This window comes from Pseudomonas sp. zfem003 (assembly GCF_032621675.1).
Taxonomy (GTDB): Bacteria; Pseudomonadota; Gammaproteobacteria; order Pseudomonadales; family Pseudomonadaceae; genus Metapseudomonas; species Metapseudomonas otitidis.
In genome coordinates this window covers 157,804-173,332 of record NZ_JAVYJG010000003.1, presented here as the reverse complement: position 1 = coordinate 173,332, position 15,529 = coordinate 157,804, and the positions used below count along the sequence as shown (strand labels likewise).

Below are 15,529 nucleotides of genomic sequence, written 5' to 3'. Positions count from 1 at the left end.
GCGCCCAAACGATGGTTCGGGTCTGCAGACGTTTCGCGCTCAGATCGCGATGCCCTCGCGATTGCGGATCAGATGTGCCTGTCGAGCAGCATCGCCCAGCTCCTGCTGCAGCCAGTCGACGAAGCATTTCATCAGCCGGGCGCGGCGTTTGCGCTCGGGCTGGACCAGGTAGTAGCCGAGGTCCGAGCACACCCGGCCTTCCAGCAGCGGGGCGAGCAGGCCCTGCTCCAGCAGGTCGTCCACCAGGTAGCGCCAGCCGATGGCGACGCCCTGGCCGGCGATGGCGGCCTGGATCAGCAGGGTGTAGTTGTCGAAGCGCAGTGCGCCGGAGGGCGGGCTCTGGCTGATGCCCAGCTCGCGGAACAGGCTGCTCCAGTCGAACCAGCGGGTGCGCACCTCCGGCTTCAGGTGCAGCAGCGGCAGCTCGGCCAGCGCGGCGGCCGGCAGCGGCGTGGCGCGCCCGGCCAGCAGGCGCGGGCTGGCGATGGGGAAGACCTCCTCGCGGAACAGCAGCAGGGCATCGCCGTGCTTGAAGCGGCCGTCGCCGAAGGCGATGGCGATGTCCACCTCCGAGCGCAGCATGTTCATGGTGCGGTCGCTGGTGACGAGGCTGACGTCGATGTCCGGGTTGGCTTCATGGAAGCGGTGCAGGCGCGGCATCAGCCAGTAGGCGGCGAAGGCGAAATCCGTGGCCACCTGCAGCACCTCGTGCTGGCTGCGGGCGCCCACGGCCTCCAGGCCGGCCTGGATCGCCTGCAGGCCTTCCTGCACGTGGAGGAACAGCACGCGCCCGGCATCGGTGAGCTCGATGCCCCGGTAGACGCGGTCGAACAGCCGGGTCGCCAGTTGCTTCTCCAGCCGCTGGATCTGCTGACTCACCGCCGGCTGGGTGGTGCCCAGCTCCACGGCAGCGGCGGTGAAGCTGAGGTGGCGGGCGGCGGCCTCGAACACACGCAGCAGGTCGAGGGCGATGTCAGGGAAATCTGCCATAAGCCTTGCTTATCCGAGTCATGTCTCCCCGTGCGGTTTACCGGGGCTAGGGGCTGACGCAATCATCAGCGCCAGCACTCTCGCATAATTCATCGGTATGGATAAGCGCACGATGAAACGCCCCAACATCCTCTTCATCATGGCCGACCAGATGGCCGCGCCGCTGCTGCCCTTCTACACCCCCTCCTCCCCGCTGAAGGTGCCGCACCTGGCACGCCTGGCCGCCGAGGGCGTGGTGTTCGACTCGGCCTACTGCAACAGCCCGCTGTGCGCCCCCTCGCGCTTCACCCTGGTGAGCGGGCAGCTGCCGTCGAAGATCGGCGCCTATGACAACGCCGCCGAGTTCCCCGCCGACATCCCCACCTACGCCCACTACCTGCGCCGCCTCGGCTACCGCACGGCGCTGTCGGGCAAGATGCACTTCTGCGGCCCGGACCAGTTGCACGGCTACGAGGAGCGCCTGACCAGCGACATCTACCCCGCCGACTACGGCTGGGCGGTGAACTGGGACGCGCCGGACGTGCGCCCGAGCTGGTACCACAACATGTCCTCGGTGCTGCAGGCCGGGCCGAGCGTGCGCACCAACCAGCTGGATTTCGACGAGGAGGTGGTGTTCAAGGCCCGCCAGTACCTCTACGACCACGTGCGCCAGCGGGCGGACCAGCCCTTCTGCCTGACGGTGTCGATGACCCACCCCCACGACCCCTACACCATCCCGGCCGACTACTGGGCCCGCCACGACGAGGCGGCGATCCCCATGCCCCGGGTGCGCTTCGCCGACCACGAGCAGGACCCCCACAGCCAGCGCCTGCTGAAGGTCATCGACCTGTGGGGCAAGCCGCTGCCGGAGGCGAAGATCCGCGATGCCCGCCGGGCCTACTTCGGCGCCTGCAGCTACGTCGACGACCAGGTCGGCGCGCTGCTGAAGACCCTGGCCGAGTGCGGCCTGGCCGAGGACACCCTCGTGGTGTTCTCCGGCGACCACGGCGACATGCTTGGGGAGCGGGGCCTCTGGTACAAGATGCACTGGTTCGAGATGGCCGCCCGGGTGCCGCTGCTGGTGCACGCCCCGGCGCGCTTCGCGGCCCGCCGGGTGACGGCCTCGGTGTCCACCGTGGACCTGCTGCCGACCCTGGTGGAACTGGCCGGCGGCCGCCTGGAGGCGAACCTGCCGCTGGACGGCCGCTCGCTGCTGCCGCACCTGGAAGGCCGCGAAGGCCACGACGAGGTGCTGGGCGAATACATGGCCGAAGGCACCACCAGCCCGCTGATGATGATCCGTCGCCGGCAGTGGAAGTTCATCTACTCGGAGCAGGACCCGTGCCTGCTGTTCGACCTGGCCAACGACCCGCTGGAGCTGGAGAACCTGGCCGGCTCCGCCGAACACCAGGCGCTGCTGGCGACCTTTCTCGACGAGGCGCGGGCGCGCTGGAACGTCGCGGCCATCGCCGAGGCGACCCTCGCCAGCCAGCGCCGCCGCCGCTTCGTCGCCGAGGCCCTGGCCCAGGGCACGCTGACCAGCTGGGACCACCAGCCCTTCGTCGACGCCAGCCAGCAGTACATGCGCAACCACATCGACCTGGACGACCTGGAACGCCGCGCGCGCTTCCCCCAACCCTGAGGACCGCCCCATGAAGACGCTGATCCCTGCCGTGGCCGCCGGCCTGCTGAGCACCACCCTGGCCCTGGCGGCGCAGGCCGAGGACGCCCGCTGCGCCACGGTGAAACTGGGCGACCCGGGCTGGAGCGACATTGCCGTGACCAACGGCGTGGCACGCCTGCTGCTGGACGGGCTGGGCTACCGCATCGAGACCCAGACCCTGGCGGTGCCGATCATCTTCGCCGGGTTGCAGAAGGGCCAGGTGGATGCCTTCCTCGGCAACTGGATGCCGGCCCAGCAGAGCAACTACGACCGGTTCGTCGCCAGCGGCGAGGTGGACAAGCTGGCCGAGAACCTCACGGGTACCGAGTACACCCTGGCAGTGCCGCGCTACGCCTACGAGGCCGGGGTGAAGACCTTCGCCGACCTGGACAGCCATGCCGAGCGGTTCAAGCACACCCTGTACGGCATCGCCGCCGGCTCGCCGGCCAACGTTTCCATCCAGGAGATCATCCGGTCGAACGAGTTCGGCCTGGGCGACTGGAAGCTGGTGGAGTCCAGCGAGCAGGCCATGCTGGTGCAGGTGGGCCGGGCGGTGAAGCGCAACGAGTTCGTGGTGTTCCTCGGCTGGACGCCGCACCCGATGAACGTGCAGTACGACCTGGTCTACCTGAAGGGTGGCGAGCGCTACTTCGGCGAGAGCGGCAGCGTGAACACCCTGGCCCGCAAGGGCTACGCCCAGCAGTGCCCGAACGTGGGCCGGCTGCTGGCCAACCTGCAGTTCACCCAGGTGATGGAAAACAGCGTGATGGACCAGGTGTTGAGCGGCAAGGCCAGCAACGAGGCGGCGGTGAAGGCCTGGATCAAGGCCAACCCGGCAGCCCTGGAGGCCTGGTTGAACGGCGTGACCACACGCGAGGGCGGCGATGGGCTGGCGGCGGTGAAGGCGAAGCTCTGAGCCCGACCACTCGCACACACCCGGGGGCGCTCTCACGGTTGAAACCGCGCCCACCGGGCGGGCAGCGTTGCCCTTCCCGAATGACCGCGCTCCCGCAACCGAGCCACAGCGACGCCGCCATGCGCCCATACCGCCTCTTCCCCTTCCTCAACTGGCTACCCGGCCTGCGCCCCCGGGCCGTCGGCCGTGATGCCCTGGTGGGGCTGACCGGGGCGGTGCTGGCGCTGCCCCAGTCCATCGCCTATGCGCTGATCGCCGGGCTGCCGGCGGCCTATGGGCTGTATGCCGCCGTGGTGCCGGTGATCGTCGCCTGCCTGTGGGGCTCGTCGCGGCACCTGATCGGTGGGCCCACGGCAGCCATCTCGGTGGTGTTGATGGCCAGCGTCAGCCCCCTGGCCTTGCCGGGCAGCCAGGACTACACCGGCCTGGTGCTGCTGCTGACCTTTCTCGCGGGGGCCTTCCAGTTCCTCATGGGGCTGTTGCGCTTCGGCGCCCTGGCGAACTTCGTCTCGCAGTCGGTGGTGCTCGGTTTCACCCTGGGTGCGGCGCTGGTGATCGCCCTGGGGCAGGTGCCCAACCTGCTCGGCCTGGCGCCGCCGGAGGGCCGCGCCACGGCCTGGCAGAGCGCGCTGGCGCTGGCCAGCCACCTGGGCGAGGCACACGGGCCGTCGCTCACCGTGGCGGGGGTGAGCCTCGGCGTGTCGATTCTGGCGAGGATGCTGGCGCCGCGCCTGCCGGCCCTGCTGCTGGGCCTGCTCGCGGGCAGCCTGCTGGTGATGGCGCTGCCCGGCCCGTTCGGCGCGGTGGCGCGGGTGGCGGCCTTCCAGGGCAGCCTGCCGCCACTGGCGACGCTGCGCTTCGATGCCGAGGACATGCTGCGCCTGCTGCCGTCGGCGGTGGCGTGCGGGCTGCTGGGCCTGGTCACCAGCCTGTCCATCGCCCGTGCCCTGGCCAGCCGCTCGGGGCAGGTGCTGGACGTGAACCAGGAAACCCGTGGCCAGGGGCTGTCCAACCTGGTCGGCGCCTGGTTTTCCGGCTACCTGTCGGCGGGCTCCTTCACCCGGTCGGGGCTCAACCTGCAGGCGGGCGCCGGCTCGCCCCTGGCGGGGGTGTTCTCAGCGCTGTGGGTGGCGCTGTTCGCGTGGGGCGGCGCGGACCTGATCGGCCATATCCCGCTGCCGGCGATGGCCGCTGGCATCCTGATGATCTGCTGGGGCCTGCTGGACGGGCGCGGGGTACGCCAGCTGTGGCGGGTGAGCCGGGCGGAGTTCGCGGTGATGGCGCTGACCCTGGCGGCGACCCTGCTGCTGGAGTTGCAGACGGCCATCTATGCCGGGGTGCTGGCGTCGCTGTTCTTCTACCTCAAGCGCACCTCGCAGCCGCGGGTGCTGCAGTCCCGGCAGGGTGATGAGGAGGTGCTGCGCATCGAGGGGTCGATCTTCTTCGGGGCCTGCCCGTACCTGCAGCGGCTGATCCAGAAGAGCCAGGCCGGGCGCCTGGTGCTGGATGCCCACCACGTCAATTTCATCGACTACGCCGGGGTCAGCCTGCTCCACGACGAGGCCCGTCGCCTGGGCAGGGAGGGCCGCTGCCTGGTGCTGCGCCGGGCCCGCCCGCAGGTGGAGCGGGAGCTGCGCAAGCTGGAGGGCGAGGGCAGCGGCCTGCTGATCGAGCCGTAGCCCGGCGTCAGGCCGGGGGTCGCTCAGCCCTCGGCGAGCTGGCGACGCAGTTCGGCCAGCACCGGGGCGCTGTCGGGCAGCACGCCACGCCACAGCAGGAAGGCTTCGGCGGCCTGCTCCACCAGCATGCCGAGGCCGTCGAGGGTGCGCGCGGCACCGTGGCTGGCGGCCCAGCGGTTGAACGCGGTCGGTTCCTTGCCATACATCATGTCGTAGCAGGCGGTGTGGCGCGGCTGGATGAGGCTGGGGGCGATGGGGGGGAGGTCGCCGGCCAGGCTGGCGGAGGTGCCGTTGATGATCAGGTCCACCGGCTCTTCCAGCCAGTCGAAGCCGCTGGCGGACACCGGGCCGAGGTCGGCGAACAGGCGGGCGAGGGCTTCGGCCTTTTCCACGGTGCGGTTGGCGATCACCAGGGACGCCGGCTTTTCCGCCAGCAGCGGTTCGATCACCCCGCGCGCGGCCCCTCCGGCGCCCAGCAGGAGGATGCGCTTGCCGGCCAGGCACAGCCCGGCGTTGCGGGTGAGGTCGCGGACCAGCCCGGCGCCGTCGGTGTTGTCCCCGAGCAGGCGGCCGTCGTCGAGCTTCTTCAGGGTGTTCACCGCACCGGCGCGCTGGGCGCGGGCGCTGAGCTGGTCGGCCAGTTCGAAGGCCTGCTCCTTGAAGGGCACGGTGACGTTGCCGCCCAGGCCGGTGGCGAAGAAGGCGCGGGCGCAGCCGGTGAAGTCGTCAAGCGGGGCGAGGACCGCTTCGTAGCTCAGCACCTGGCCGGTCTGCTCGGCGTAGAGGCGGTGGATGAGCGGCGACTTGCTGTGGCCGATGGGGTTGCCGAAGACGCAGTAGCGGTCCATGGGAAGTCCTTGGGGCAGGGCCGGGGCGGTTCGAAAGTCCGCTTCGGCGCGTCACGTTGGAAGGCCCGGCAGGGCGGGCCCGGATCAGCGGCGGAGTCTACATCGGTGGATGCGCTTGCCGGGTCCGGGCCAGCGCGCCTGGCCGGGCGCGGGGCGTCAGGGCTGGGTGGCCAGCCAGTCGCGGTCCTGGAGGAAGTACTCGGTGAGGCGTGCTTCTTCGCTGCCCGGCTCGGGCTTCCAGTCGTAGCCCCAGCGCACGTGGGGCGGCAGGGACATGAGGATGGATTCGGTACGCCCGCCGGATTGCAGGCCGAACAGGGTGCCGCGGTCGAACACCAGGTTGAATTCGACGTAGCGACCGCGGCGGTAGGCCTGGAATTCGCGCTGCTGTTCAGTGAAGGGGGTGTGGCGGCGACGGCGGATGATCGGCAGGTAGGCCTCCAGGTAGGCGTCGCCGATGGCGCGCATGAAGGCGAAGCTGGTGTCGAAGTCCCACTCGTTGAGGTCGTCGAAGAACAGGCCGCCGATGCCGCGCGGCTCGTTGCGGTGCTTGAGGTGGAAGTAGCGGTCGCACCAGGCCTTGTAGCGCGGGTAGACGTCCTCGCCGAAGGGCGCGCAGGCGTCGCGGGCCACCTGGTGCCAGTGCACGCAGTCTTCCTCGTGGCCGTAGTAGGGGGTGAGGTCGAAGCCGCCGCCGAACCACCACACCGGGGCCTCGCCTTCCTTCTCGGCGATGAAGAAGCGCACGTTGGCGTGGGAGGTGGGGACGTGGGGGTTTTCCGGGTGGATCACCAGGGACACGCCCATGGCCTGGAAGCCCCGGCCGGCAAGCTCCGGGCGATGGGCGCTGGCCGAGGGCGGCAGGCTGGTGCCGAACACGTGGGAGAAGTTGACCCCGCCCTTTTCGATCAGCGCGCCGTTCTCGATCACGCGGGTGCGACCACCGCCGCCGGCGGGGCGGTCCCAGGCGTCCTCGAAGAAGCTGGCCTGGCCATCCTCGGCGGCGAGGGCGGTGCAGATGCGGTCTTGCAGATCGAGCAGGTAGGCCTTCACGGCCGCAATGTGTTCACTCACGTCGGATACACCTTGAGTCGGCTTGCGAGCGCCGCCGGACGGGGCTTGCGGGGAAAAAAGAGGGCGCAAGCATACCACCGCCGAGGGCTGGCGGTGGCTTGACGGCGATCAAGCGGAAGGCTTGGATGAGGGCCTTTCCCATGCAGGAGCCTGAACCATGCCCAGACGCATCCAGTTTTCCCGATACGGCGGTCCCGAGGTGCTGGAACTGGCGGAGGTGGCGCTGCCACAGCCCGGGCCGGGCGAGGTGCGGGTACGCAACCATGCCATCGGCCTGAACTTCATCGAGACCTACTACCGCAGCGGCCTGTACCCGGCACCGGGCTTTCCGTCCGGGCTGGGCAGCGAGGGCGCGGGGGTGGTCGATGCGGTGGGCGAGGGCGTGGCACGGGTGAAGGTGGGCGACCGGGTGGGCTACGCCACGGGCCCGCTGGGCGCCTACGGGGAGTTCCACGTGCTGCCCGAGGGGCACCTGGTGACGCTGCCGGATGCCATCGGCTTCGAACAGGCGGCGGCGGTGCTGCTGAAGGGTCTGACGGTGCAGTACCTGCTGCGCCAGACCCATGCGCTGGAGGCCGGCGAGACGGTGCTGTTCCACGCGGCAGCCGGCGGGGTCGGCTCCATCGCCTGCCAGTGGGCGAAGGCCGTGGGGGCGAGGCTGATCGGCGTCGCCGGTTCGGCGGAGAAGGCGGCACGGGCGAGGTCGCTGGGGGCCTGGGCCTGCATCGACAGTAGCCGCGAGGACGTGGTGCAGCGGGTGCTGGAGCTGACCGACGGGCAGAAGTGCGGGGTGGTGTACGACTCGGTGGGCAAGGACACCTGGGCGACCTCGCTGGAGTGCGTGGCGCCGCGCGGGCTGCTGGTGAGCTTCGGCAATGCGTCGGGGCCGGTCACCGGGGTCAACCTGGGGGTGCTGGCCCAGAAGGGCTCGCTGTTCGTCACCCGTCCGACCCTGGGCGGCTACGCGGACACGCCGGCACGCCTGCAGGCGATGGCGGACGAGCTGTTCGGGATGATCGCCAGCGGGGCGATCCGGGTGGAGATCGGCCAGCGCTACGCCCTGGCAGAGGTGGCACGGGCCCACGCCGACCTGGCGGGGCGTCGCACCCAGGGCTCCAGTGTGCTGCTGCCCTGAACGCATCAGCCCCGGACGATGCCGGGGCTGTTCCGACCTGGAGGCCGGAGGCGGTCTTCAGGAGGGGCGGATCACCCGTCCGGTGGCCAGGTCACGGATGGTGCTGGGCTTGCGGCGCCCCCCCAGGGCGCCACCGAGCACGGCGTCCAGTTGGCCGGGGAAGTACTGCTGGACCCGCAGGCGCGACATGGCGGCGGGCCGCCCGCCGGGGTTGGCAGAGGTGGAGACCAGCGGCCCGACTTCAGCGCACAGGGCGCGCACCAGGGGGTGGTCGGTGACGCGCAGGGCGACGCTGTCGTGCTGGCCGGTGATCCATTCGGGCAGCAGGCCCTGGTGGGGCACCAGCCAGGTGTTGGGGCCCGGCCAGCTGGCGGTGAGCTGGTCGATCCAGGCGTCGGGCAGGCCGTCGAGGAGGAAGTCGAACTGCTGGATGTCGTCGGCCACCAGGATCAGGCCCTTTTCCACCGGTCGGTCCTTGAGCGCCAGCAAGCGGTAGACCGCGTCCGCATTCCACGGATCACAGCCCAGGCCCCACACCGCTTCGGTGGGGTAGGCGATCACGCCGCCTTCTCGAACGATCCGCGCCACGCGTTGAACCTGCCATTTGTTGACCATCGCCTGCTCCCGGAAAAACGATGGCGCGAGTGTACAGGGCTCACCCGCGGCGATGAACCCAGCGCCCCGCCTCGCAGGCGACACAGCCGTCGAGCTCCAGTTCGGTGAGGCTGGCCAGTACGCGGGGCAGGTCCCAGCCGCTGGCGTGGGCCAGGGCCTCGCTGCTGTAGGGGGCGGCCCGCAGCAGGTCCAGCAGCGGGTGCTGGCGGGGGGCTTCGATCGGCTTGGCAGCCGGGAGCGGTGCCACCTGCTGCCAGCCCCGCAGGGCTTCGAGGATGTGCTCGGTGGTCTCCACCAGCACGGCGCCTTCGCGGATCAGTTGGTGGCAACCCCGCGCGCCCGGGTGGTGGATGGAGCCGGGCAGGGCGTAGACCTCGCGGCCCTGTTCGGCGGCCAACCGGGCGGTGATCAGCGAGCCGCTGGAGGGGCTGGCTTCCACCACCAGCACGCCCAGGGACAGCCCGCTGATGATGCGGTTGCGACGGGGGAAGTTGGCGGCCTGGGGCGGGCAGTCCAGGGGCAGTTCGGACACCAGGGCGCCGCCCCTGGCCAGCAGGTCCCGGGCCAGCCCGGCATGGCGCCGGGGGTAGAGCCGCTGCAGGCCGGTGCCGAGCACGGCGATGGTCCTGCCGCTGGCATCCAGCGCGCCCTGGTGGGCGGCACCGTCGATGCCCAGGGCAAGCCCGCTGGTGATGGTGAACCCTCCGCCAGCCAGGGCGCGGGCGAAGGCGTGGGCGTTGTCTAGCCCGGCGGCGGAGGCGCGACGGCTGCCGACGATGGCCAGTTGCGGGGTCTCCAGCAGGCCGGGATCACCCTGGAGGAAGAGCAGCGGCGGGGCGTCCGGCAGTTCGGCGAGCAGGGCGGGGTAGCGCGGATCATCCCAGGTGATCAGGTGGCAGTCCGGCCCTTCCAGCCAGACCAGCGCATGGGCGGCTCGCTCGCGGATGGCGGCATCCCGGCGCGGGCCAGCACAGGCTTCCGGCAGGCCGAGGGAGCGCCAGGCGGCAGCCGGGGCGCTGAGCGCGGCAGAGGCGCTGGCGAAGGCTTCGATCAGGATGTGGAAACGGCGAGGGCCGACTTCGGGGAGGCTGTGCAGGCGGAGCCGGGCTTCCAGCTCGGCGGGGGAGAGGGCGGGCGGCATGGGGTTCGTCCTTGACCGGTGCCGCATGGCGCGGCTGGCCGCCCTGTATACAACAAGCCCCCGCTAGGCGGGGGCTGATTGGCACTACGGATTTTGTACCTTGTCCATCACCGCCAGTTGGCGGCTCGCGGCCAGGACCAGCCCGTAGCTGAGCTTGTCGTAGGTGCGGAACACCATCAGCAGGCCGGCACGCTCGTCGGGGATCTTCACCATCTCGCCGGTGACCCGGTCACGGACGGTTTCACCGGTCTTGTAGACCGCCAGTACGTTGCCCTCGACCAGGCCATCGCGCTTGCCCTTGTTCAGGGTGACCACGTCGAACTGGCCGATCTGGTTCACGCCACGCGGCACATCGAGGATCACACCCTTGACGTCACCGGCCGGTGCACTGGGCATGAAGGTGGAGGTGACGGCACGTTCCTCGGTGGGGAACAGGCGGTCGCCCAGGCGGACTTCCTGGGTGGAGCGGGTCAGGTTGAGGGTGGCGACATCGCCTTCCTCGGCCACCACGTCACCGCCACCGATGTCATCGGCGTTGATGCCGAGGAATTCCTGGGTCTTCGGATCCAGGTAGGTCTTGCCCTGACGGAAGATGCCGTAGGTGGGGTTGGCCGCATCGAACTTGCCACGGGCATAGACGCGATCACCCGCACCGCTCACCACGCGCTCGGCATTGCCGGCGACGATGTAGGGCGCGCCCTGGAACTGCTCGGGGGTGTCGACGATGCGGTTGGACAGCAGGAAGCTGTTGATGGCACCCAGCGGAATGGTCGGAATGGCCTCGGCCATCGGCGTGCTACGCACCTGCGGCGACAGCTTGATGGTGCCGCGGGACGCGCCTCGATCCAGCACCAGGCGCGGCTGGCCATCGACATACACCAGGCTCAGGGTGTCACCGGGGTAGATGAGGTGCGGGTTCTGGATCTGCGGGTTGGCGTGCCAGATTTCCGGCCATTTCCAGGGTTCGCTGAGGAACTTGCCGGAGATGTCCCAGAGTGTGTCGCCACGGACCACCGTATAGCGTTCCGGATGGCCGTCCTTGAGCTCCACCGCAGCCTGTGCCAGCCCGTTGGCAGCCAGGAGCAGCAGGGCGAGTAGTGATTTCCTCATGCGGTGAATCCCTTTATTATGTGCGTTCACGCGAAACGGCCTGAAAGCCGCCCCAACCGGGCTTTTCAGGCGTTTTTCAATGCTGCTCATCATCTTAGCAGCGGATTTTGACTTTATTCCACAAGTGCATCACAAACCCATATGGCGATCCTGAACATCCTCGAATTCCCTGATCCGCGCCTGCGCACCATCGCCAAACCGGTGGAGGTGGTGGACGACGCGCTGCGCCAGTTGATCGACGACATGTTCGAGACCATGTACGAAGCCCCCGGCATCGGCCTGGCGGCGACCCAGGTGAATGTGCACAAGCGCGTGGTGGTGATGGACCTGTCGGAGGACAAGTCCGAGCCGATGGTCTTCATCAATCCCGAGTTCGAGTCCCTGACCGACCAGATGGACCAGTACCAGGAAGGCTGCCTCTCGGTGCCCGGCTTCTACGAGAACGTCGACCGCCCGCAGAAGGTCAAGATCAAAGCCCTGGACCGCGATGGCCAGCCATTCGAGATGATTGCCGAAGGCCTGCTGGCGGTGTGCATCCAGCACGAATGCGACCACCTCAACGGCAAGCTCTTCGTCGACTACCTCTCCAGCCTCAAGCGCGACCGGATCAAGAAGAAACTGGAAAAGCAGCACCGCCAGCAGGCTTGATCCCCGAACCCCAAAGGCTTGCTCCGGCAAGCCTTTTTCTTTTTAGAGAGTGAGCCCCGCATGACCCAAGCCCTGCGCCTCGTCTTCGCCGGCACCCCGGAGTTCGCCGCCGAACACCTCAAGGCCCTGCTCGACACCCCTCACCAGATCGTTGCCGTGTACACCCAGCCCGACCGCCCCGCCGGCCGCGGCCAGAAGCTCATGCCCAGCCCGGTCAAGCAGCTTGCCCTGCAGCACGGCCTCCCGGTCCTGCAGCCGCCGACCCTGCGCGACCCTGCCGCCCAGGAAGAACTGCGCGCCCTGGCCCCGGACCTGATGGTGGTGGTCGCCTACGGCCTGATCCTGCCGCAGGCGGTGCTGGACATCCCGCGCCTCGGCTGCATCAACAGCCATGCCTCGCTGCTGCCGCGCTGGCGTGGCGCCGCACCGATCCAGCGGGCGGTGCAGGCGGGCGACGCCGAGAGCGGCGTCACCGTGATGCAGATGGAGGCGGGTCTCGACACCGGCCCCATGCTGCTCAAGGCCACCACCCCGATCACCGCCGGCGACACCGGCGGCAGCCTGCATGACCGCCTCGCCCAGCTCGGCCCCCAGGCCGTCGTCCAGGCCATCGCCGGTCTTGCCGCCGGAACGCTGCAGGGCGAGGTGCAGGACGACGCCCTGGCCACCTACGCCCACAAGCTCAACAAGGACGAGGCGCGGATCGACTGGAGCCGCCCGGCCGACGAACTGGAGCGCCTGGTGCGTGCCTTCAACCCCTGGCCCATCTGCCACAGCACCCTCGACGGCCAGCCGCTGAAGGTGCTCGCTGCCGAGCCCGCCGAAGGCCGCGGCCAACCCGGCCAGATTCTCGATGCCAGCAAGGACGGCCTCACCGTGGCCTGTGGCGCAGGCGCCCTGCGCCTGACCCGCCTGCAACTGCCCGGCGGCAAGCCCCTGGCCTTCGCCGACCTCTACAACAGCCGCCGCGAGCAGTTCGCCCCCGGCCAGGTGCTCGGCGCATGAGCCCGCGCCTCGCCGCCGCCCGTGCCCTGGCGGCCGTGCTCAACGGCAAGGCCTCCCTCGGCGGCAGCCTGCCTGCCCAGCTGGACAAGGTGGACCCGCGCGATCGCGGCCTCGCCCAGGACCTCGCCTTCGGCGCCGCCCGCTGGCAACCCCGCCTGTCGGCCCTGGCCGAGCGCCTGCTGCAGAAGCCCTTCAAGGCGGCCGACCGTGACGTCGAGGCCCTGCTGCTGGTGGGCCTCTACCAGCTGTTCCACACCCGCATCCCGCCCCACGCGGCCATCGGCGAAACCGTCGGCTGTGCCGACAAGCTGAAGAAGCCCTGGGCCAAGGGCCTGCTCAACGCCGTGCTGCGCAATGCCCAGCGCCAGGGCGAGGCGATCTTCGCCGAGTTCGAGCGCGACCCGGCCGTACGTAACGCCCACCCGCGCTGGCTGCAGAAGGCCCTGAAGGCCGCCTGGCCGGAACAGTGGGAAGCCGTCTGCGCGGCCAACAATGCCCACCCGCCGCTGATCCTGCGGGTCAACCGCCGTCACGGCGACCGCGATGCCTACCTCGCCGAACTGCGCCAGGCAGGGATCGAAGCCGAGCCCTGCCCCTTCAGCCGCGATGGCATCCGCCTGGCCGAAGCCTGCGACGTCACCGGCCTGCCGGGCTTTTCCGAAGGGCGTGTCAGCGTCCAGGACGAAGCCGCGCAACTGGCCGCCGACCTGCTGGAACTGGCCCCCGGCCAGCGGGTGCTGGATGCCTGCTGCGCCCCCGGTGGCAAGACCTGCCATTTGATGGAAGCCGAACCTAGCCTGGCCCAGGTGGTCGGCGTGGACCTGGAAGAAAGCCGCCTGGTGCGCGTGCGCGAAAACCTGGCGCGCCTGGGCCTGGATGCCCAGTTGATCGCCGCCGACGGCCGCGATACCGCGAGCTGGTGGGACGGCAAACCCTTCCAGCGCATCCTGCTCGATGCCCCGTGCTCGGCCACCGGCGTGATCCGTCGCCACCCCGACATCAAGCTGACCCGCAAGGCCGAGGACATCGCGCCCCTGGCCACCCTGCAAGGCGAGCTGCTGGACGCCCTCTGGCCCACCCTCGAGGTGGGCGGCATCCTGCTCTACGCCACCTGCTCGGCGCTGCCGGCGGAAAACAGCGAGAACATCGCCGCCTTCCTCGCCCGCACCCCCGGCGCGCGGGAGCTGGATATCGCCGGCGGGTTCGGCCTCAAGCAACCCCATGGCCGCCAGCTGCTGGCCCGGGAAGACGGCCATGACGGCTTCTACTATGCCAAGCTGATGAAGATCGCCGCGTCTCCCCGCGGCTAACGGAGCAATCAGTGAAGATCATCATTCTCGGGGCCGGCCAGGTCGGCGGCACCCTCGCGGAACACCTGTCCGGCGAAGCCAACGACATCACCGTGGTCGACACCGACGGTGATCGCCTGCGCGACCTCGGCGATCGCCTGGACATCCGCACCGTGCAGGGCAAGGGCTCGTTCCCCACCGTGCTGCGCCAGGCCGGTGCCGACGACGCCGACATGCTGGTGGCCGTGACCAACAGCGACGAGGTGAACATGGTCGCCTGCCAGGTGGCCTACACCCTGTTCCACACCCCCACCAAGATCGCCCGCGTGCGCGAGTCGGCCTACCTGACCCGCGAGGCGCTGTTCGACAACGAGGCCATCCCGGTCGACGTGCTGATCAGCCCCGAGCAGGTGGTCACCAACTACATCAAGCGCCTGATCGAGTACCCCGGCGCCCTGCAGGTGATCGACTTCGCCGAGGGCAAGGCCCAGCTGGTAGGCGTCCGCGCCTACTACGGTGGCCCGCTGGTGGGGCAGGAGCTGCGCCAGATCCGCGAGCACATGCCCAGCGTCGACACGCGCGTGGCGGCCATCTTCCGCCGCAACCGGCCGATCATCCCCAAGGGCGACACCGTGATCGAGGCGGACGACGAGGTGTTCTTCATCGCCGCCAAGGCCCACATCCGCGCGGTGATGAGTGAGCTGCGTCGCCTGGAGGACAGCTACAAGCGCGTGGTCATCGCTGGCGGCGGCAACATCGGCGAGCGCCTGGCCGAGGCCATCGAGAGCCGTTACCAGGTGAAGATCATCGAGATGAACCCGGCCCGCTGCCGCTACCTGTCGGACACCCTCGACAGCACGGTGGTGCTGCAGGGCAGCGCCTCGGACCGCGACCTGCTGGTGGAAGAGAACATCAACGACGCCGACATCTTCCTGGCCCTGACCAACGACGACGAGGCCAACATCATGTCCTCGCTGCTGGCCAAGCGGCTCGGCGCGCGCAAGGTGATGACCCTCATCAACAACCCTGCCTACGTGGACCTGGTACAGGGCGGCGAGATCGACATCGCCCTCAGCCCCCAGCTCGCCACCATCGGCACCCTGCTCACCCACGTGCGCCGGGGTGACATCGTCAGCGTGCACTCCCTGCGCCGGGGCGCGGCCGAAGCCATCGAGGCCATCGCCCACGGCGACGCCAAGTCGAGCAAGGTGGTGGGCAAGATGATCGAGGACATCGCCCTGCCGCCGGGCACCACCATCGGTGCGGTGATCCGTGACGACGAGGTGCTGATCGCCCACGACGACACGGTGATCGAGTCCGGCGACCACGTGATCCTCTTCCTCGTGGACAAGAAGTACATCCGCGACGTGGAGCGGCTGTTCCAGGTCGGCCTGACCTTCTTCTGACGCCGCCAACCGGGCGAGCGCGGTATCCAGA

General features: G+C 69.6%; 14 protein-coding genes. 8 read left to right on the top strand and 6 right to left on the bottom strand.

Annotated elements, in window-relative coordinates:
• Positions 1 to 39: 39 nt before the first annotated feature.
• Complete coding sequence (locus RTK35_RS06920) at positions 40 to 990, bottom strand: choline sulfate utilization transcriptional regulator (protein WP_044410131.1); 951 nt, start codon at positions 988 to 990, stop codon at positions 40 to 42.
• Positions 991 to 1,102: 112 nt separating this feature from the next.
• On the opposite strand from RTK35_RS06920, the gene betC reads away from it, so the two are divergent.
• From betC to RTK35_RS06905, 3 genes are all read left to right on the top strand, one after another.
• Entirely contained in the window at positions 1,103 to 2,611 is a 1,509-nt protein-coding gene (betC, locus tag RTK35_RS06915) for a choline-sulfatase (RefSeq protein WP_316907673.1), read from the top strand.
• Positions 2,612 to 2,621: 10 nt separating this feature from the next.
• Positions 2,622 to 3,548: a choline ABC transporter substrate-binding protein gene (gene choX / locus RTK35_RS06910; protein WP_316907672.1), complete on the top strand. Its 927-nt coding sequence runs from the start codon at positions 2,622 to 2,624 to the stop codon at positions 3,546 to 3,548.
• Between the two features lie 119 nt (positions 3,549 to 3,667).
• Positions 3,668 to 5,227 (top strand): SulP family inorganic anion transporter, encoded by a 1,560-nt coding sequence (locus RTK35_RS06905; RefSeq protein WP_316907671.1) that lies wholly within the window; start codon positions 3,668 to 3,670, stop codon positions 5,225 to 5,227.
• Positions 5,228 to 5,250: 23 nt separating this feature from the next.
• Here the strand turns inward: RTK35_RS06905 and aroE are convergent, their stop codons facing one another.
• Positions 5,251 to 6,075 (bottom strand): shikimate dehydrogenase, encoded by an 825-nt coding sequence (gene aroE, locus RTK35_RS06900; protein ID WP_044410119.1) that lies wholly within the window; start codon positions 6,073 to 6,075, stop codon positions 5,251 to 5,253.
• A 156-nt stretch (positions 6,076 to 6,231) separates the two neighbouring features.
• Positions 6,232 to 7,149: an oxygen-dependent coproporphyrinogen oxidase gene (gene hemF, locus RTK35_RS06895; RefSeq protein WP_044410116.1), complete on the bottom strand. Its 918-nt coding sequence runs from the start codon at positions 7,147 to 7,149 to the stop codon at positions 6,232 to 6,234.
• 157 nt (positions 7,150 to 7,306) lie between these two features.
• On the opposite strand from hemF, the gene RTK35_RS06890 reads away from it, so the two are divergent.
• Positions 7,307 to 8,284 carry an NADPH:quinone reductase gene (locus RTK35_RS06890; RefSeq protein ID WP_172432210.1) on the top strand — a complete coding sequence of 326 codons (978 nt, stop codon included), beginning with the start codon at positions 7,307 to 7,309 and terminating at the stop codon, positions 8,282 to 8,284.
• Between the two features lie 57 nt (positions 8,285 to 8,341).
• On the opposite strand, the gene RTK35_RS06885 is transcribed toward RTK35_RS06890, so the two are convergent.
• The 3 genes from RTK35_RS06885 to RTK35_RS06875 all read right to left on the bottom strand — a co-directional run bounded on the left by RTK35_RS06885 (position 8,342) and on the right by RTK35_RS06875 (position 11,150).
• Positions 8,342 to 8,899: an L-threonylcarbamoyladenylate synthase gene (locus tag RTK35_RS06885; RefSeq protein WP_044410112.1), complete on the bottom strand. Its 558-nt coding sequence runs from the start codon at positions 8,897 to 8,899 to the stop codon at positions 8,342 to 8,344.
• Positions 8,900 to 8,939: 40 nt separating this feature from the next.
• Entirely contained in the window at positions 8,940 to 10,040 is a 1,101-nt protein-coding gene (dprA, locus tag RTK35_RS06880; RefSeq protein WP_316907670.1) for a DNA-processing protein DprA, read from the bottom strand.
• Between the two features lie 84 nt (positions 10,041 to 10,124).
• Complete coding sequence (locus RTK35_RS06875) at positions 10,125 to 11,150, bottom strand: LysM peptidoglycan-binding domain-containing protein (RefSeq protein ID WP_222900602.1); 1,026 nt, start codon at positions 11,148 to 11,150, stop codon at positions 10,125 to 10,127.
• Between the two features lie 141 nt (positions 11,151 to 11,291).
• On the opposite strand from RTK35_RS06875, the gene def reads away from it, so the two are divergent.
• The 4 genes from def to trkA are packed head-to-tail and all read left to right on the top strand — an operon-like array spanning position 11,292 to position 15,498.
• Positions 11,292 to 11,798 (top strand): peptide deformylase, encoded by a 507-nt coding sequence (gene def, locus RTK35_RS06870; protein WP_069561846.1) that lies wholly within the window; start codon positions 11,292 to 11,294, stop codon positions 11,796 to 11,798.
• A 60-nt stretch (positions 11,799 to 11,858) separates the two neighbouring features.
• Complete coding sequence (gene fmt, locus RTK35_RS06865; RefSeq protein WP_222900601.1) at positions 11,859 to 12,803, top strand: methionyl-tRNA formyltransferase; 945 nt, start codon at positions 11,859 to 11,861, stop codon at positions 12,801 to 12,803.
• Entirely contained in the window at positions 12,800 to 14,113 is a 1,314-nt protein-coding gene (rsmB, locus tag RTK35_RS06860; RefSeq protein ID WP_142013259.1) for a 16S rRNA (cytosine(967)-C(5))-methyltransferase RsmB, read from the top strand. Before fmt ends, rsmB begins: the two co-directional genes overlap by 4 nt.
• Before the next feature lie 11 nt (positions 14,114 to 14,124).
• Positions 14,125 to 15,498 carry a Trk system potassium transporter TrkA gene (trkA, locus tag RTK35_RS06855; RefSeq protein ID WP_044410095.1) on the top strand — a complete coding sequence of 458 codons (1,374 nt, stop codon included), beginning with the start codon at positions 14,125 to 14,127 and terminating at the stop codon, positions 15,496 to 15,498.
• The last annotated feature ends 31 nt before the right edge of the window (positions 15,499 to 15,529 follow it).